Here is a 16,493-nt window from a genome sequence, read left to right on the forward strand (position 1 = left end):
GCGCCCCATGTTCCAACGATTGGAAGCCCTATTAACCGAATACTGTTCGGGTCTGCTGCTCCTCGGCGGCGCAGGTCTGGCGGGCAGTTCGCTGGCACTGGTATTCGACCAGGTGCTGCTCGCGCGCGTTTTTGCCGTCTGCGGCGCACTGGCGCTGACTGCGGGCGGCATCGGCCTGACGGGTTTCATCCGCGGACTGGAAGAGGACAAGCGCCAGTTGCAGCGCAACCTCGCGGAATCGGTCGTCAAGCTGGGCCGCGACCCGCTGACCGGGCAGCTCAACCGTTCCGCATTCAACCGCACGCTGTCGGACCTGGCCGAAACCCATTCGGCCAACACGATGGTCATGCTGATCTTCTTCGACCTCAACCGGTTCAAGGAAGTCAACGATACGCTCGGCCATGACATCGGCGATCTGCTGCTGCAGGAAGTCGCTCTGCGCGCGGCGGAGATCCTTGAGGAAGATTCGCTCGGCTTCGCGCGCCTTGGCGGTGACGAATTCGCCGCGCTGCTGCCATACAAGGACGAACTCGACGCGCGGCGCGTTGGCGACCGCCTGGTGGCGGGCATCGGCGAACCCTACGACCTCGCCGGAAAATCCGTGCAGGTCAGCGCCTCGGTCGGCATCGCGATCGGCGATCCGGCGGTGCAGGGCGGTGACGAACTGCTGCGCCGTGCCGACCTCGCCATGTACGAGGTGAAGGGCGTCGCCAATGGCGGCTACCATATCTTCGACGATCTGCTGTCCAATCGCCAGATGCGCGAGAACACCATCCGCGCGGAACTTGGCCAGTCGGAATTCGAACGACGTTTCCTGCTCAACTACCAGCCGATCATCAATTCGCGCACCGGCAAGATCGAGAAGGTGGAAGCGCTGCTGCGTTCGCACGGCGGCGCGCTCAACGGCATTTCGCCCGCGCTGATGGTCGAGGTCGCGGAAGACAGCGGCCAGATCGTGCGGCTGACCGACTGGACGCTCGACGAGGCGCTCGACACGGCGAAGGCGCTGCAGATGCCCGTCGCGGTCAATGTCTCGCCGATCTACTTCCGCCACCAGGATTTTGCCGACAGGGTCATCGACAAGCTGATCAGCAAGGGCGCTTCGCCCGACCTGCTGATTCTCGAGATAACCGAAGGCGTGCTGATCGCGGACATCACCACCACGCGCGAAGCGGTCGATCACCTGCGCGCCGTGGGCATCAAGGTGTGGCTCGACGATTTCGGGACCGGCTATTCCTCGCTCAGCTACCTGCAGAACTTCGAACTCGACGGCATGAAGCTGGACCGTTCCTTCATCCACGAGCTGGGCCGCAGCGAGAAAGCCGCGCGGATCATCCGCTCGATCATCGATTTCGGCCACACGCTGGGGATGCAGACCGTGGTCGAGGGCGTTGAATCCGAATGGCAGGCGCGGATGCTGCAATTGCAGGGCTGCGACTACATGCAGGGCTTTTACCTCGGCCTGCCGATGGTGAGGGACGAGATTGCCCGGCGGATGCAGGAACAGCGCGCGCAGGACGATGTGAAGCCGGAACCGGGCAATCTTCGCAAGGCGAGCTGAGAGCCGACGGATACGGCCCCGCTAAATCCCGCCTAAGATTTGTTTGTTGTTGAAACGAAGCACTCGCTGGTGCGCTTACGCGGCATGGAAGAGGAAACATCCCTGCGAGACGGGCCATTGTCCGCGCGCGATCCCCGGCTGGCCGCTGCCCTGACCGCCCATATCGAGGAAGCGGCATTCCCCTGCGTCGGCGCGAAGTCCGCGCTGGCGACGGGTAATCTCCAGATCGAAACCGCATGGTCGCTGACCAGCGCGTGGAACGACATCAAGATACACGACCGCCTGCTCGACTGGGGCCGCGCGTACGAAAAGGATCCCAGCGGTCTTCGCAGCCTCGCCGTGGTGTTCGAAGGACCGCTCGACCTCAATGAAGAACAGTTCGAGGCGGCGATGTGGGAGAGGTTGCAATCGCTTGCCGCAAAGGATGGCTGGCGCGGGCAGGAATACAGCGCCAATGTCAGCAGCGATCCGGCGGACCCGCATTTCTCCCTCAGCTTCGGTAGCCAGGCCTACTTCGTGGTGGGCCTGCATCCCAACGCTTCACGCACCGCACGCCGCACCCGCTATCCGACGCTCGTGTTCAACCTGCACGAACAGTTCGAACAGCTTCGCGAACAGCAGCGTTACGAGAAGATGCGCAAGACAATCCTGACGCGGGACGAGCGGCTCGATGGCTCGATCAACCCGATGCTGTCGCGCCACGGCGAGAGCAGCGAGGCGCGCCAGTACAGCGGCCGGCAGGTCGGCGACGACTGGACGTGCCCCTTCAGCGATCCGAGGGGCTCATGACCGAACGCATAGAGCCTCGCACCGGTGTCGCCATCGAACTGTCGAAGGGCGAGATACTCACCGTGATCGATCCCGATGGCGGACAGGTAAGCGATCTGATCGCCGTATCACGTTCCGACCCGCGGGAAATCATCTCCAACGGGCGGACCTTCGATTACGAGGAAACGGTCAAGCTCACCACGGGCGCCAGGCTGTGGTCGAACCGTTCCAGCGTCATGCTGACCATCGTGGAGGACACGGTGGGGACGCACGACTTCCTGCTGACGCCGTGTTCCTACGACACGTTCCGGCACTTCTATCCGGACAAACCCCTCCATCGCGGTTGCTTCGGCAATCTGGCGGAAGCGTTGCTGCCCTATGGCGTGGCGTCCGATGCCATACCGACCGCGTTCAACGTCTTCATGAATGTGCCGCTGAAGGCGGACGGGTCGCTGTCCGTCGATCCGCCGACCAGTGTGGCCGGGGATTTCATTCGCCTGCGGGCGGAGATGGACCTGGTGATCGGACTGACGGCCTGCAGCGCCTATGCCTCCAACGGCGGCAGCTTCAAGCCGATCGACTATCGCGTGGAGGCGGGCTGACGCAGTGCTCGACCTGCTCCAATGGTACGGCGCGATTGCCGCGGTCATAGCAGCCGCCGTGGTCGCCTCCGACGTCAGCTGCCGCGTGACGGGATGGGCGTTCGTCCTGTTCGTCACCGCTTCGCTGGCGCTGGTCGGGTGGGGATTCTTGAGCGAGGATGCGAGCGGGATCGGCTGGCAGAACCTGTGCCTGCTCGCGATCAATCTGTGGGGCGTCTATCGCTACCTCATCCATCCGAAACCGGAAGACGGCAAGCCAGCCGCCGACGCGGCCTAAGTCCTCGTGGGACCGAATGGTGAACTTGCCCGTTCCTTAGGCGGGAAGGCCATGCTAAAACTAGTTTCATGAGATACCAAACCGGTTTCGGAAACCATTTCGCCAGCGAGGCGGTGGCAGGCGCGCTGCCAGAAGGGCGCAATTCGCCGCAGCGGCCCGCGCACGGCCTTTACGCTGAACAATTCTCGACCTCGGCCTTCACGGCACCGAAGGGCGAGAACCGCCGCAGCTGGCTCTACCGCTTGCGGCCGAGTGCGGATCATCGGCCCTATTCGCCCTACCGCGATGTGCGCGAATGGCTTTCAGGACCGATCCCGCAATTTCCTGAACCCAATCGCCTCCGCTGGGACCCCGTTCCGTTCCCGAGCGAACCGACCGATTTCATCGACGGGATGACGACCTGGGCCGCCAATGGCGATGTCGCGACGATGAGCGGCATCGCCGTGCATCTGTACGCGTGCAACACCGCGATGGACTGGGCCGAGCAAGGCGCGAAGGAGCGGAACTCCGATACGCTTTATCCCGACCGGCAGCGGCGCGTCATGCAGAACTCGGATGGCGAGATGCTGATCGTGCCGCAGCAAGGCGCGCTGTCGATCACGACCGAGCTCGGCCGTCTCGAAGTGCCGCCCGGCCACATCGCGGTCATTCCGCGCGGAATGAAGTTCGCCGTGGCGGTGGCCGGCCCGTCGCGCGGATATGTCTGTGAAAATTACGGGGCGCCGTTCGCCTTGCCTGAACGCGGGCCGATCGGCGCAAACTCGCTCGCCAACGAACGGGACTTCGAAGCACCGGTCGCGTGGTTCGAGGATCGCGAGGAACCGCACCTCGTCATCCAGAAATTCCAGGGGCGGTTCTTCTGCACCACGCTCGATCGCAGCCCGTTCGACGTGGTGGCATGGCACGGCAATTCCGCGCCTTATCGCTACGATCTTGCGCGTTTCAACACGATCGGCTCGATCAGTTTCGACCATCCCGACCCCTCGATCTTCACCGTGCTGACCAGCGCGAGCGAGATTGCGGGCACCGCCAATTGCGACTTCGTGATCTTCCCGCCTCGCTGGCTGGTGGGCGAGGACACTTTCCGCCCGCCGTGGTTCCACCGCAATATCATGAGCGAATTCATGGGGCTGGTACGCGGGGAATACGACGCGAAAGAGGGCGGCGGCTTTGCGCCCGGGGGTTCATCCCTCCACAACCAGATGGGCGCGCACGGGCCCGACGTGGCCTCGACGCGCCGCGCGATGGAGGCAGACCTCCAGCCCCAGAAACTCGACGACACGCTCGCCTTCATGTTCGAGAGCCGGTGGGTCCTGCGCCCTGCTGCCTCGGCGCTGGCAGAGCGACTGCTGCAATCGGACTACGACGACTGCTGGCAGGGCTTCCCGAAAGGACAGATTACCGAATGACCGATACCGATTTTACTCACGACATCGATGCACGCTGCTGGGTAGAGGGGGCCGACGGCCACCATGACTTCCCGGTGCAGAACCTGCCCCTGTGCGTGTTCTCGCACAGCGGCGGCGGGCCGGTGGCGGGCGCGGCAATCGGGGACTTCGTGCTCGACCTCACCGACCATCTGGAGGGCGCATCGGGCGCGGACGTGCTCAATCGCCTGTTCGCCGGGGGCACCGCAAAGGCTGGCGAATTGCGCCGGGACCTGTTCCGCAAACTGACCGACGAAATGCAGCGCGATGTCTTGTCGCCGGCGCTCGTGCCGATGGGCGAGTGTACCTTCCACGTACCTTTCGTGGTCGGCGACTACACCGATTTCTACACCGGCATCGAACACGCCACCAACATCGGATCGCTGTTCCGGCCCGACAACCCGCTGCTGCCGAACTACAAATACGTGCCCATCGGCTATCACGGCAGGGCCAGCTCCATCCGTGTTTCCGGCACGCCGGTCGCGCGGCCCAGCGGCCAGACAAAGGCCCCGGATGCGGAGGAGCCGAGCTTCGGCCCGTGCCAGCGCCTTGATTACGAGATGGAAATGGGCATCTGGGTTGCAGGTCATAATCCGCTCAGCCAGCCAGTGCCAATCGCTGAGGCGGGCAAGCGTATCGCGGGACTTTGCATCCTCAACGACTGGTCGGCCCGCGACATCCAGGCATGGGAATATCAACCGCTCGGCCCCTTCCTCGCCAAGAGTTTCGCGAGCACCGTATCGCCCTTCGTGGTGACGGCGGACGCGCTCGCCCCGTTCCGCACCGCGCTGATGGAGCGTCCCGCCGGCGACCCGGCACCTCTGCCCCACCTCGACGATCCGCGGGACGGCGCAAAAGGCGGCTTCGACGTGACGATGGAAGTGCATCTTTCCACCCGCGCCATGCGCGAGGCCGGGCAAGCGCCCCATCGCCTCAGCAAGGGCACCATGGGAGAAGCGATGTACTGGACCGCCGCGCAGCTGATCACCCATCACGCATCCAACGGCTGCGACCTCAACGCGGGCGATCTCTACGGAACCGGCACGCTTTCCGGCGCGAGCGAGGACAGCCTCGGCAGTCTGATCGAGATAACCGGCGGCGGGAAGAGGGCTATCGAATTGCCGGGCGGCGAAACGCGGACCTTCCTGCAGGACGGCGACGAACTGGTAATGTCTGCCTACGCCGAAAAGGATGGCTTCGCCCGCATCGGCTTTGGCGAATGCCGTGCCCTCATCGCGGGCTGAGCACGCTTAGCGCGCCGTTAACCCATCCCGGTTAACTCTGGCGGGATGGCGAGTTCTGTCTATCCCGCGCCCCGCGCACCTGCTCCGGCCCTGTGGCTCATCGCCGCAGCGGCCATCGCGGCCATTCCCGCCGGCGCGCTGCTGGCGCAGGGCTCGCAGGGGCCGTTTACCGTGGTCGAAAGCGGGCGTAGCTTCGCACGGTTGCAGGACGCGGTGAACGCCGTTGGCAATGGCAGCGCCAGCATCGCCATCGCGCCCGGCACCTACCGTCAGTGCGCGGTTCAGCAGGGCGGTGAAATCAGCTATCTGGCGAGCGAGCCGGGCAAGGTGATTTTCGACGGCGTGACGTGCGAAGGCAAGGCGGCCCTTGTGCTGCGCGGCCGCAGCGCGAGCGTTTCCGGCATGACCTTCCGCAACATGGCAGTGCCCGATTTCAACGGTTCCGGCATCCGGCTGGAACAGGGAGACCTGACCGTCGCGCAGAGCTGGTTCCAGGATAGCCAGCAGGGCATTCTGACCCACAACGCGCCACAGTCGCGCATCGTCATCGACAAGTCGACCTTCTCGCGCCTCGGCACCTGCGAGGGAGCCGGCGGCTGCGCGCATTCGATCTACGTCGGTGAATACGGCCTGCTGCGCGTCACTCGCAGCCGGTTCGAACAGGGGCGCGGCGGACATTATGTGAAGGCTCGCGCAAAGCGGGTCGAAATCGCTTCCAGCAGCTTCGACGACAGCAAGGGTCGCGCGACAAACTACATGATCGATCTGCCCGGCGGGTCACAGGGGCAGATCAGCAACAACTGGTTCGTGCAGGGGCGCGAGAAGGAGAATTACTCCGCCTTCATCACCATCGCGCCGGAAGGGCGGCAGACCGATTCGACAGGTCTGCTGATCGCAGGCAACGACGCCCGCTTCGCACCCGGTGTCTCGCGAAACAGCACCTTCATAGCCAATTGGACCGACGACCGCGTGGCGATCGGCCCGAACGAACTGGGGTCCGGCATCAAGGTCAGCGACCGTCGCTGATCAGCGAAATCCGCGGGCGTAAGCGACCACGCCTGCGGGCGGGGAACCGTTGAGCACCAGCCGCTGGAAATAGGCTGGCGGAGCACCGGGATATTGCAGCTGCGGATCGTGCGCGAAGCCGAAGCGGGCGTAGTATTCCGGATCGCCAAGCAGGACGATGCCGCCCGCGCCGCGCTCTCTCAAATCTGCAATCCCGCGTCCGATCAGAGCGGAGCCGATGCCCTGCCGCTGCCATTTCGGCAGCACGCCCACCGGGCCCAGGCCGAACCAGTCCGGCGGGCCTTGCGCGATGTCGATCGGCGAGAACGCGACATGGCCGACCACGCCGCTTTCGCTTTCCGCGACAAGCGACAGCGCGAGATCGCCATGGGCGCGCAGATGGTCGACGATCTCCGCTTCCGTCCCGCTGGCGTGGGGCGCTCCGGCAAAAGCCGCCTCGTGGACCGCCCGGACGGCGGATGCGTCCCCGCGCGCCTCAGGGCGGACAAGCACCGCGCTCACGGCAGCAGGTGGCCGGCCCGGTCGCGCTTGGTCGCGAGATAGCGGGCATTGTGCGGGTTGTCGGGCAGGGAATGCGGCACGCGCTCGGCCACGGTCACGCCGTGCGCTTCGAGTGCCGCGACTTTGGCCGGGTTGTTGGTCATCAGCCGGATCGCAGGCACGCCGAGCAGTTCGAGCATCCGCGCCGCCGTGGGGAAATCGCGGGCTTCGTCGGGCAGGCCCAGCCGTGTGTTGGCGTCCACCGTGTCGAAGCCCTGGTCCTGCAGCCGGTAGGCGCGCAGTTTGTTGACGAGGCCGATGCCGCGCCCTTCCTGCCGCATGTACAGCAGCACGCCCCAGCCGCCCCTCCCGGCTTCCTCCGCCATGGCATGGAGCGCTGCATCGAGCTGCGGTCCGCAGTCGCACTTCAGGCTGCCGAGAATGTCGCCGGTAAGGCATTCGGAATGGAGCCGCACCAGCGGAGGGGCATCGCTGCGCTGTTCCCCGATCACCAGTGCGACGTGTTCGCGCGTGTCGTCGGGACTGCGAAAGGCCACGATGCGCGCGCCTTCCGCCGCAGCGACGGGCAGCTTGGCGCGGGTGGCGATTTGCAGCCTTCCGGCATCGGCAAAGGCGGCAACGTCGCCGGCGGATAGCTCAACCGGCTCGCCCGCGCCTTTCGGATCGACGAGAAACGCCGGGAGCACCCCGGCCATGCGCGCCAGTTCGAGCGCGGCGCGCGCCTGCTCCTCCCAAGGGCACTCCAGTGCCTTGAACGGCCCTTTCATCGGGGCAGTGAGGTCGAGCGCGGGGTCCGCCACGGCGAGCGCCGCTTGCAGGTCGAACGGCTCTGCCGCGCGCATCAGCACAGGCTGGCGCGGCACGGCGGCAGCGCGCTGGTTCGCCAGCTTCAGCGTGGCGGCACGGCTGGCGGAAAGCAGCATCGTGTCGGCGGCCATGTCGCCGAACGCGGTTTCCACCGGCTGCAGCAGCGGCGCGCCTTCTATGGCAAGGGGCCATCCGTGGCGCAGTGCATCGACCGCCTGCGCCGCGCGCCGCGAGGGCGAAGCCTCGTTCAGAGTGCGAAATCCGTGATCAGCGGCACATGGTCGCTCGGCTTGTCCCAGCTGCGTGCGTGTTCGATCACCCGGTGGCCGGTGGTCTGCGCGCCGAGTTCCGGGCTGGCCCACATATGGTCGAGCCGCCGCCCGCGATCGTTCGCCTTCCAGTCCTTCGCGCGGTAGCTCCACCAGCTGTAGTAGCGCGCCGGATCGGGAATGTGCTGTCGCCCGATATCGGCCCAGCCATGCGCGTCCATGAAGCGTTGCAGGCTCTCCACCTCGACCGGCGTATGGCTGACGACCTTCAGCAGTTGCTTGTGGTTCCACACGTCGCTTTCGAGCGGGGCGATGTTGAAATCCCCCACGATCAGCGTGGGCCGGTCGATCGCGTCGGCCCAGCGGGTCATCCGTTCGAGAAAGTCGAGCTTCTGGCCGAACTTCAGGTTGATCTCGCGGTCGGGCTCGTCCCCGCCAGCGGGCACGTACACGTTCTCGATAATCATGCCCTCATGGTCGGGCAATTCGACGCCGACGTGCCGGGCTTCTCCATTGTCCTGCCAGTCGTGGCGGGAGAACTCGCGGAGCGGGAGGCGGCTGACCGTGGCGACGCCGTGGTAGCCCTTCTGCCCATGCACGGCGATGTGTTCGTAGCCGAGCGCCTTGAACGCCTCGTAGGGGAACTGGTGCTCCTGGCACTTGATCTCCTGCAGGCAGAGAACGTCGGGCGCTTCCTCTTTCAGAAAACGCTCGACGATCGGCATCCGCAGGCGGACCGAATTGATGTTCCAGGTAGCGACAGAGACCATGGGCGCTGCCTTAAGGAGCGGCGGCGGGGCGGGCAAGCGAGTGCTGCCCAATTGCGGAAAAGGCCGCAGCTACAAGAAAACCCTCGACCCGGGGGCAATTGGGTCGAGGGTTCTCTTGAGCGTTCGTCACGCTGGCCAAGCCGGGTATCGTGAGACGGGGCAACAGGGGGGAAACCCGCCTCTTTCCGTCCTTGGCTAATTTCAGGTTTACGCCCGTCGTTCTTTCCCAAAAATGAACGGTCGCCCTCGTTCCATCGCTAGGAAATACCGGCCTGCGCCAGACGGTTGTCTAGCGACGACCAGCGGTGCGACGGGGGTCGCGATACTTGAACGCGCTGTCAGCAACCGAAACGCCGTAGCGGTGATTGGACAGGCGCACGTTGGTGCGCTTGTTCTGCGAATCGAGCGCGACCCAGCTGGCAAGCTCGAGGCCGCCGGGCGCACCGGCATTGCGGACGAAGATCAGCGTGATCATGCCGTATTCCGGCTTCTTGGGATCGCGCACCTGCACGCTGACGACATTGGGGTTGCTGGTCGGCTGCAGTTTGCCGAACTTCTTCACATCGCTGTTGGGATTGAGCAGCGCGCCGAGCGGCGAGTTCTTGATCGGCCAGCGCTGGACCTGGTTGACCTCGTAATCAATCATGGTCAGCGCCTGCCCGTCCGAAACGATCAGCAACGGTACGCTGTCCGCATACTGGAAGCGGATCTTACCCGGCTGTTTCAGCGTCATCGTGCCGGTGACGGACTGGCCGCTGCGGTCCGTCTGGACGAAGTCGGCCTTCATCGTGGTGATGCCGCGAAGCGCGGCGACCGCCTTGTCGATGTCGCCAGCTGCGGTAGCTGCCTGTGCGGCAGGCGTGCCGAGCGTTGCGGGAAGGGCGATGGCAGCACTCGCCACGCCGAGCAGCGCGGCGGAGCGGGTGAGATATGAAGTGAGTTTGTTCATGGGCGGTGTCCTATCGGTTCCGCCTTGAACTGCCAGTGAATTCGATTGGTTCCAGCCGTTCAGTCGGAACGGGAAGCCGATCTTACTTGATCTTGGCTTCCTTGAATTCGACGTGCTTGCGCGCGACCGGGTCGTACTTGCGGAAGCTCATCTTCTCGGTGATGTTGCGCGGGTTCTTCTTCGTCACGTAGAAGAAGCCGGTGTCGGCGGTGGAGACCAGCCGGATCTTGACGGTTGCGGGTTTCGCCATGGCGTTATTCCTGAATATCTGGGCGGCCACAGCGGGCCATAAAAACAACAGGCGACGCAACGCGCCGCCGTTCCAGGCGCGCCATTGGGTGATTCACGCGTGAAAGTCAAGCACGCAAGCGGGCGAAGCGCTCCGGGGGCCTACCAGTCGGAGCGGGAAACCTTGCCGCGCCCGGCCTTGACCTCGCCGCGTTCCTTCTTGGCCTTCAGCCGCTTGGTCTTGCCCACGCGGTTGAGCCGCGACTTCTTGCGCACGCGCGGCGGGGTCAGCGCCTCCTTCAGCATCTCGGTCAGCCGTTCGCGGGCTTCGGCCCGGTTCGCTTCCTGCGTTCGGTGGGTGCGCGCGGTCAGCACGATCTCGCCGGCGTTGGTCAGCCTGCTGCCGGCGATACCCTTCAGCCTGTGGAACACGGCTGGCGGGAGGCGCAGGGCGTAGATGTCGACGCGAAGCTGGACAGCGGTGGCGACCTTGTTGACGTTCTGCCCGCCCGGTCCGGAGGATGCGATGAAGCTTTCCTCGGCCAGCGCGTGCGCCCGGTCGATGACGTCAGCCATCGGAAAAGCCGAGTGCGGTAAAGCTGTCCGGCAGAGGTGCCTCTGCAACGATAGGTGGCTTCCCCTCGCGCTCGACCGTCAGGCCCGCGGCATGGAGCATGGTGCGCGGGGCGGCCACCGGCCCGACCTGCCCGCCGTAGACCGGGTCGCCCAACAGCGCGAAGCCGAGCCCGTGCTGCGCGTGGACGCGAATCTGGTGGGTGCGGCCGGTTTCGGGGCGGAATTCGACCAGCGTCAGTCCGTCTTTCACCGCCAGCCGCCGCCAGTCGGTAACGGCGGGTTTGCCGGCCTTGGCAGCGATCATCCGCCAGCCCTTCTCCGCGCTCGAAATCTTGCTGAGCGCCAGTTCGATCCGCCCTTCTTCCTCTGCCACTTCGCCCGCGACGATGCCGAGATAGCGCTTGCCGACCAGCCGTTCTTCAAAGGCGCGATTGAAACGCTTGAGCGCCTTGGGATTGCGGGCCAGCAAGAGGCAACCTGACGTGTCGGTGTCGAGCCGGTGGACCGGCACGGGCAGGCGCTGGAACCCGAAGGCCAGCTCCGCCAGCCGATCGTCGAGCGACGGGCCGCCCCGACGCGGCGTTTCGATCGGCAGGCCGGCAGGCTTGTCGATGACCAGCGCCTCGCCATCCTCGAACAGGACCGGAATCGCGCTCATGCGCCGAGCAGCCGGGCTTTCATCAGCCCGCGCACCGCGTTGCCGATGTAGAAGGGACGAGCGAGGTCGCCGAGGGAGATCGCCGCTTCGCGCGCCTTGCCGCTTTCGATCAGGGAGCGGCGCAGGACGCCGGGCAAAAGTCCCTGTTCCAGCGGCGGGGTCAGCAGCACATCGTCCTCGTCAGACGGGACGAAGATGTTGGTGAAGCTGCCTTCGGTCACGCAACCGTCGTCGCGCAGCAGGATTGCCTCGTCCCCGCCCGCGCGGCGGACTATGGCGAGCGCGTCTTCGTAAAAGCCGCGGTCGGTCGACTTGTGTCGCAGCCGCCAGTCGCCCTCGTCCACCGGCAGGGCGAGGAGCGCGCATTGCATAGCGCCCGATTTCTTCTCCGGCAGAGGAGAGGCTTCGAGCGCAATCGCGCCGCTGCGCGCCAGCACCAGCCGCAGTCGGGCGGCTTCTTCCAGTTCGAAGCACAAGGCCTGGATGCGGTTGCGGACCTCGTGCCGGTCGAAGGCGAAGCCCAATTCCGCCGCGCTCGTGCCGATGCGCTGGAGATGGAGCTCCAGCAGGTCGATCCCGCTGTCGGGTTCGAAGCGCATGGTCTCTATCAGGTCGAACCCGGCGGCCCGCAGCTCAGCCGAAGATTGCCTCACGAAACCCCCTTTAATCACGCATTCGCGCCATTCGGCGAGCGGCAGCGAATCCGCCACGATGGCAGATCCGACACCCAGCACTGCTTGGCCGTGGCCGTTCTCGACCGGTGTCAGCCGGAGGGTGCGGATTGCCACATTGAACGCGGCTTCGCCACCCTCGTTCTCTCCCGGAGGGGCAATGCGGCCGATGGCGCCGCAATAGGGTCCGCGCGCGTCCCGCTCTACCTCGGCGATCAGCTCCATCGCGCGAATCTTCGGCGCGCCCGTGATCGAACCGCAGGGGAACAGCGCCCGCACGAGGTCGAGCGCACCGGTGCCGGGTTTCAGCTTCGCGCGGATGCTCGACACCATCTGGTGCACGGTGGGATAGGATTCGACGGTAAAGGGCCGGTCGACCTTCACGCTGCCCGGCTGCGCCACGCGCGAGAGATCGTTGCGCATCAAATCGACGATCATCAGGTTCTCGGCCCGGTCCTTCACCGATGCGGAGAGTTCGTCCGCCAGCGCGCTGTCCTGCGCCGGGTCGATGCTGCGAGGGCGCGTGCCCTTCATCGGCTTGGCCTTCACGGAAGTCCCGTCGGTCGCAACAAACAATTCCGGCGAGAAGCTCAGCAGCCAGTGCGACCCATCGAACACCAAACCGCCGTAGCCTGCGTTGGCTGCCGGCCGGATCGCCGCATAGAGCGAAAGCGGGTCGCCGCGATAACTGCCTGCCAGCGGGAAGGTAAGATTCGCCTGGTAGATGTCGCCCGCGCGGATCGCCTCCTGCAACCGCGCGAACGCCTTCATGTAGCCGCCCATCGAAAGCTGCGGGTCGAGCGGTCCGACGCTCGGCGCTGGAGTGCTGTTGGCGTGGGCGGCGAGCCAGGCGGGCACTTGCGCGGCGGAAATCCGTTCCGGCGCATCGAACAGTCCCAGCCAGACGAGCGGCCCGCTGCCGCCGCTGCGCGCTGCGGCGAGGGGATGCAGCTTCGGCTCGAGCGCGAGGCCCGCTTCGTAGGCGATGAAGCCTGCCAGATGCCTGCCCGTCTCGCGCTGTGCCGTGTCTGCGGCTTGCAGGACAGAGGCGACCTCTGCCGGGCGATGCGCGGAAAAGATGCGGTCCGGGTTCGAGAACAGCTGGGCGTCGGCGGCACCCTCGCTGCGGGCATCGTCGAGCAATACGAAAGGCGCAGCGGTATTCACCGGCCCCGACATAGTGGCTTGAGCGCCGGTGTCGAGCGCCGCGCTTGACCCCGCGCCGCCCGCTCGCCAAACCGCGCGCATATTACGCCGCTTTGGGGGACACGATTGATGAGCGAGATATTCCTCGGCCTGGCCGGTAACGGAGAGCGGCAGGCGCTGAACCTTGGCCGCGCCAACCGGCACGGCCTGATCGCAGGCGCCACCGGCACCGGCAAGACGGTGACCTTGCAGGGGCTTGCCGAAAGCTTCTCGGCCCAGGGCGTGCCGGTCTTCCTCGCCGACGTGAAGGGCGACCTTTCCGGCATTGCCATGCCCGGCTCCCCCACTTTCAAGCACGCCGCCAAGCTGGAGGAACGCGCCGCAGAACTGGGCATGACCGACTATGCCTATTCGGACAATCCGGCGATCTTCTGGGACCTTTACGGAGAGCAGGGCCATCCCATCCGCACCACGGTGAGCGAGATGGGTCCGCTGCTGCTGTCGCGCCTGCTCGATCTCAACGACACCCAGGAAGGCGTGTTGCAGATCGTCTTCCGCTACGCCGACGACAACAATCTGCTGCTGCTCGATTTCGGAGATCTGCAGTCGGTGCTCGCCTTCGCCAGCGAGAATGCGAAGGAACTGTCCGGCAAGTACGGCAATGTCAGCCGCCAGAGCGTCGGAGCGATCCAGCGGCAATTGCTGAGCTTCGAAAGTCAGGGCGCAGACAATTTCTTCGGCGAACCGGCGCTGGAGATCGCCGACTTCCTTCGCACCGACGAACAGGGTCGCGGCTACATCAACGTGCTCGCCGCGGACAAGCTGATGCGCAGCCCCAAGCTTTACGCGACCTTCCTGCTGTGGCTGCTGGCCGAACTGTTCGAAAGCCTGCCCGAGGTCGGTGACCCGGAGAAACCCAAGCTGGTGTTTTTCTTCGACGAGGCGCACCTGTTGTTCGACGATGCGCCGAGGGCGCTGGAAGAGAAGATCGAACAGGTCGTGCGCCTGATCCGGTCGAAAGGCGTGGGCGTCTATTTCGTCACCCAGAACCCGATCGACATCCCGGACGAGGTAGCGGGCCAGCTCGGCAACCGGGTGCAGCACGCGCTGCGCGCCTTCACTCCGCGCGACCAGAAAGCGATCCGGGCAGCGGCGGAGACCTTCCGCATCAATCCCGACCTCGACGTCGAGGAAGCGATCACCGAATTGCGCGTGGGCGAGGCGCTGGTGTCGACCCTGATGGACGACGGCGCGCCATCGATCGTGCAGCGGACCTTGATCAAGCCGCCGCGCAGCCGCCTGGGGCCGCTCACGGCGAAGGAACGCGCGATCATTCAGTCGATCAGCCCGGTGGAGGGGAAATACGACACCGCCGTCGACCGTGAAAGCGCCGAGGAAGTGCTCGCGCAGAAAGCGGCCGATGCCGAGGCGACAGCGCAGGAAGTCGCCGCCAAGGGCCGCGACGCGGTGGAAAAGCAGCCGCGCAAGACGCCGTCCATGTGGGAAAAGGCGGGCAAGGGCGCGATGACGGCTGCGGCTGGCTCGCTTGCCTCGATCGCGGTGGCGACGGCCTTGGGAAAGAAATCGAGCGCCGATCCGCTCAAGACCGGGGCGACCGCTTTCGTGCGCAATATCTTCGGCAGCCTAATGCGGTAGGTGAATTGCGGCGGTCAGCCCGCCGCCTTTCCGGTTCGCGAGCGACAGGGTGCCGCCATGCTGTTCGGCAATGGCGCGCGCTATGGTGAGGCCGAGGCCCGCGCCTCCCGTGGCGCGGTTGCGCGACACTTCGCCGCGCACGAAGGGTTCGAGCATCGCAGCGATGTTTTCGGGCGGTATTCCGGGCCCGTCGTCCGTGACCGCGATCACGATGCCGCCTGCGTCTGTAGAAAGTGAAACCTGCGCCTTTCCGGCATAGCGCAGCGCGTTATCGATCAGATTGCGCATCGCACGCCGCAGCCAGATCTCGCGCGCGGGCAGAACCGTGCGGTTCGCCTCGGCCAGCGTAACCGGCTCGCCGCGATCCTCGTATTCCGAGACCACTGTTTCCAGCAATGCAGCTAGATCGATGCTCTCGCGCTCTTCCTGTGCCCGTCCGATCCGCGCAAGCGACAGGATGTCGTCCAGCATCAGCGCCATTTCCTCGATCTGCGCGGCCATCTTCGCGCGCGCGGTATCGTCGGTAACGCTCTCGATCCGGACGCGCAGCCCAGCGAGCGGGGTCTTGAGATCGTGCCCGATCGCGCCGAGCATCATGTCCTTTTCGTCGAGCAGGCCGACCACCCGCCGCTCCATCGCGTTGTGCGCTTCGATCAGGCTGGCGACGTCGTGCGGGCCGCTGGGCGCCAGCTGCCCGTCGGTGGCCTGCCGGGCGGAAAAATCCTCCATCCGCCCCTTCAGCGCTGCGAGCGGACGGGTGATCCGGCGCAGCACGACATACTGCCCGATGGCGAGAACGAGGAAGGCGAGACCCAGCTGAAGCCACATGGCCGCGGGCAGCCCGCGCCGGTCGGGCCGGATCGGAACGCGCACGACGCGCCACTCATCAGCACCGGCGGGCTTGAGCGCTGCGACCAGCACCTGCCGCTCCCCCCACCGCGCCTGTCGTTCGGGCGACGACTGGCCGAGCATGGCACGGACCATCGGGTCGGATCGGGCGCTTCGCGATGTGACGACGAGGCGGTCGATGGCGATGCCCTCGTCCTGCAGGATGGTTTCCAGCCGCTCGCCGATTTCGGGCAGGGGCCGGTCGCCGGGCAGCGCGGCATAGTCCGGCACGCTGACCCGTTGCATGATGCGTCCGAAGCGCCGCTCGCGCCCGAATCGTCGCTGCATCATTGTCTCATCCGACAGTGCGGGGACGAGACGCAGGGCAGCCGCATTGGCGAGGTCTTCGGCCTGTCGTTCCTCCGCCGCGCGCACCAGCAGGAACGCCGCCAGCAGGTGAGCGAGCAGCAGGGCGATCCCGCCCGTGGCGATCAGTTGTCCGGCAAGGCTGCGGGGCCACAGGCGCATG

Annotated in this window: 17 protein-coding genes; 8 read left to right on the forward strand and 9 right to left on the reverse strand. The window is 65.6% G+C overall.

Annotated elements, in window-relative coordinates:
* The first annotated feature begins 7 nt into the window (after positions 1-7).
* The 7 genes from ACXYN8_RS01115 to ACXYN8_RS01145 all read left to right on the forward strand — a co-directional run bounded on the left by ACXYN8_RS01115 (position 8) and on the right by ACXYN8_RS01145 (position 6,905).
* The gene (locus tag ACXYN8_RS01115) at positions 8-1,561 is read left to right on the forward strand and encodes a putative bifunctional diguanylate cyclase/phosphodiesterase (RefSeq protein ID WP_458887429.1); all 1,554 of its coding nucleotides are present in this window, start codon (positions 8-10) and stop codon (positions 1,559-1,561) included.
* Positions 1,562-1,645: 84 nt separating this feature from the next.
* Complete coding sequence (gntA, locus tag ACXYN8_RS01120) at positions 1,646-2,350, forward strand: guanitoxin biosynthesis heme-dependent pre-guanitoxin N-hydroxylase GntA (RefSeq protein WP_458887430.1); 705 nt, start codon at positions 1,646-1,648, stop codon at positions 2,348-2,350.
* Positions 2,347-2,931: a DUF1989 domain-containing protein gene (locus ACXYN8_RS01125; protein WP_458887431.1), complete on the forward strand. Its 585-nt coding sequence runs from the start codon at positions 2,347-2,349 to the stop codon at positions 2,929-2,931. The genes gntA and ACXYN8_RS01125 overlap by 4 nt, the downstream gene beginning before the upstream one ends.
* Complete coding sequence (locus ACXYN8_RS01130) at positions 2,876-3,208, forward strand: hypothetical protein (protein ID WP_458887432.1); 333 nt, start codon at positions 2,876-2,878, stop codon at positions 3,206-3,208. Before ACXYN8_RS01125 ends, ACXYN8_RS01130 begins: the two co-directional genes overlap by 56 nt.
* Positions 3,209-3,276: 68 nt before the next feature.
* Positions 3,277-4,617, forward strand: coding sequence for a homogentisate 1,2-dioxygenase (hmgA, locus tag ACXYN8_RS01135; RefSeq protein ID WP_458887433.1), 1,341 nt, complete (start codon positions 3,277-3,279; stop codon positions 4,615-4,617).
* Entirely contained in the window at positions 4,614-5,879 is a 1,266-nt protein-coding gene (gene fahA / locus ACXYN8_RS01140) for a fumarylacetoacetase (protein WP_458887434.1), read from the forward strand. Before hmgA ends, fahA begins: the two co-directional genes overlap by 4 nt.
* 45 nt (positions 5,880-5,924) lie before the next feature.
* The gene (locus tag ACXYN8_RS01145) at positions 5,925-6,905 is read left to right on the forward strand and encodes a right-handed parallel beta-helix repeat-containing protein (RefSeq protein WP_458887435.1); all 981 of its coding nucleotides are present in this window, start codon (positions 5,925-5,927) and stop codon (positions 6,903-6,905) included.
* On the opposite strand, the gene ACXYN8_RS01150 is transcribed toward ACXYN8_RS01145, so the two are convergent.
* From ACXYN8_RS01150 to pabB, 8 genes are all read right to left on the reverse strand, one after another.
* Entirely contained in the window at positions 6,906-7,406 is a 501-nt protein-coding gene (locus tag ACXYN8_RS01150; RefSeq protein ID WP_458887436.1) for a GNAT family N-acetyltransferase, read from the reverse strand.
* Complete coding sequence (ribA, locus tag ACXYN8_RS01155) at positions 7,403-8,512, reverse strand: GTP cyclohydrolase II (protein ID WP_458888877.1); 1,110 nt, start codon at positions 8,510-8,512, stop codon at positions 7,403-7,405. Before ribA ends, ACXYN8_RS01150 begins: the two co-directional genes overlap by 4 nt.
* On the reverse strand, positions 8,461-9,252 hold the full coding sequence (gene xth / locus ACXYN8_RS01160) for an exodeoxyribonuclease III (protein ID WP_458887437.1): 792 nt from the start codon (positions 9,250-9,252) through the stop codon (positions 8,461-8,463). Before xth ends, ribA begins: the two co-directional genes overlap by 52 nt.
* 289 nt (positions 9,253-9,541) lie before the next feature.
* Positions 9,542-10,201: a LolA family protein gene (locus ACXYN8_RS01165; RefSeq protein ID WP_458887438.1), complete on the reverse strand. Its 660-nt coding sequence runs from the start codon at positions 10,199-10,201 to the stop codon at positions 9,542-9,544.
* Between the two features lie 82 nt (positions 10,202-10,283).
* Positions 10,284-10,451, reverse strand: coding sequence for a 50S ribosomal protein L33 (rpmG, locus tag ACXYN8_RS01170; protein WP_324261536.1), 168 nt, complete (start codon positions 10,449-10,451; stop codon positions 10,284-10,286).
* 140 nt (positions 10,452-10,591) lie between these two features.
* Positions 10,592-11,005 (reverse strand): alternative ribosome rescue aminoacyl-tRNA hydrolase ArfB, encoded by a 414-nt coding sequence (arfB, locus tag ACXYN8_RS01175; RefSeq protein WP_458887439.1) that lies wholly within the window; start codon positions 11,003-11,005, stop codon positions 10,592-10,594.
* Positions 10,998-11,663: an RluA family pseudouridine synthase gene (locus ACXYN8_RS01180; protein WP_458887440.1), complete on the reverse strand. Its 666-nt coding sequence runs from the start codon at positions 11,661-11,663 to the stop codon at positions 10,998-11,000. Before ACXYN8_RS01180 ends, arfB begins: the two co-directional genes overlap by 8 nt.
* Complete coding sequence (gene pabB / locus ACXYN8_RS01185; protein ID WP_458887441.1) at positions 11,660-13,501, reverse strand: aminodeoxychorismate synthase component I; 1,842 nt, start codon at positions 13,499-13,501, stop codon at positions 11,660-11,662. The genes ACXYN8_RS01180 and pabB overlap by 4 nt, the downstream gene beginning before the upstream one ends.
* A 108-nt stretch (positions 13,502-13,609) precedes the next feature.
* Here pabB and ACXYN8_RS01190 point away from each other — a divergent pair, with 108 nt between their 5' ends.
* A complete protein-coding gene (locus ACXYN8_RS01190; protein WP_458887442.1) occupies positions 13,610-15,136 on the forward strand; it encodes a helicase HerA-like domain-containing protein in 1,527 nt (508 codons plus the stop codon).
* Here the strand turns inward: ACXYN8_RS01190 and ACXYN8_RS01195 are convergent.
* Complete coding sequence (locus tag ACXYN8_RS01195; RefSeq protein ID WP_458887443.1) at positions 15,125-16,492, reverse strand: sensor histidine kinase; 1,368 nt, start codon at positions 16,490-16,492, stop codon at positions 15,125-15,127. The genes ACXYN8_RS01190 and ACXYN8_RS01195 overlap by 12 nt on opposite strands.
* Between the last annotated feature and the right edge of the window lies 1 nt (position 16,493).

It is taken from the genome of Altererythrobacter sp. CAU 1778 (genome assembly GCF_054482795.1).

Coding starts and splice junctions, on each gene's coding strand:
- ACXYN8_RS01180 (WP_458887440.1), bottom strand. CDS start 11,663: ATGAGCGCGATTCCGGTCCTGTTCGAGGATGGCGAGGCGCTGGTCATC.
- gntA (WP_458887430.1), top strand. CDS start 1,646: ATGGAAGAGGAAACATCCCTGCGAGACGGGCCATTGTCCGCGCGCGAT.
- ACXYN8_RS01165 (WP_458887438.1), bottom strand. CDS start 10,201: ATGAACAAACTCACTTCATATCTCACCCGCTCCGCCGCGCTGCTCGGC.
- ACXYN8_RS01195 (WP_458887443.1), bottom strand. CDS start 16,492: ATGCGCCTGTGGCCCCGCAGCCTTGCCGGACAACTGATCGCCACGGGC.
- ACXYN8_RS01145 (WP_458887435.1), top strand. CDS start 5,925: ATGGCGAGTTCTGTCTATCCCGCGCCCCGCGCACCTGCTCCGGCCCTG.
- xth (WP_458887437.1), bottom strand. CDS start 9,252: ATGGTCTCTGTCGCTACCTGGAACATCAATTCGGTCCGCCTGCGGATG.
- ACXYN8_RS01125 (WP_458887431.1), top strand. CDS start 2,347: ATGACCGAACGCATAGAGCCTCGCACCGGTGTCGCCATCGAACTGTCG.
- ACXYN8_RS01115 (WP_458887429.1), top strand. CDS start 8: ATGTTCCAACGATTGGAAGCCCTATTAACCGAATACTGTTCGGGTCTG.
- arfB (WP_458887439.1), bottom strand. CDS start 11,005: ATGGCTGACGTCATCGACCGGGCGCACGCGCTGGCCGAGGAAAGCTTC.
- ACXYN8_RS01130 (WP_458887432.1), top strand. CDS start 2,876: ATGCCTCCAACGGCGGCAGCTTCAAGCCGATCGACTATCGCGTGGAGG.
- rpmG (WP_324261536.1), bottom strand. CDS start 10,451: ATGGCGAAACCCGCAACCGTCAAGATCCGGCTGGTCTCCACCGCCGAC.
- hmgA (WP_458887433.1), top strand. CDS start 3,277: ATGAGATACCAAACCGGTTTCGGAAACCATTTCGCCAGCGAGGCGGTG.
- fahA (WP_458887434.1), top strand. CDS start 4,614: ATGACCGATACCGATTTTACTCACGACATCGATGCACGCTGCTGGGTA.
- ACXYN8_RS01190 (WP_458887442.1), top strand. CDS start 13,610: ATGAGCGAGATATTCCTCGGCCTGGCCGGTAACGGAGAGCGGCAGGCG.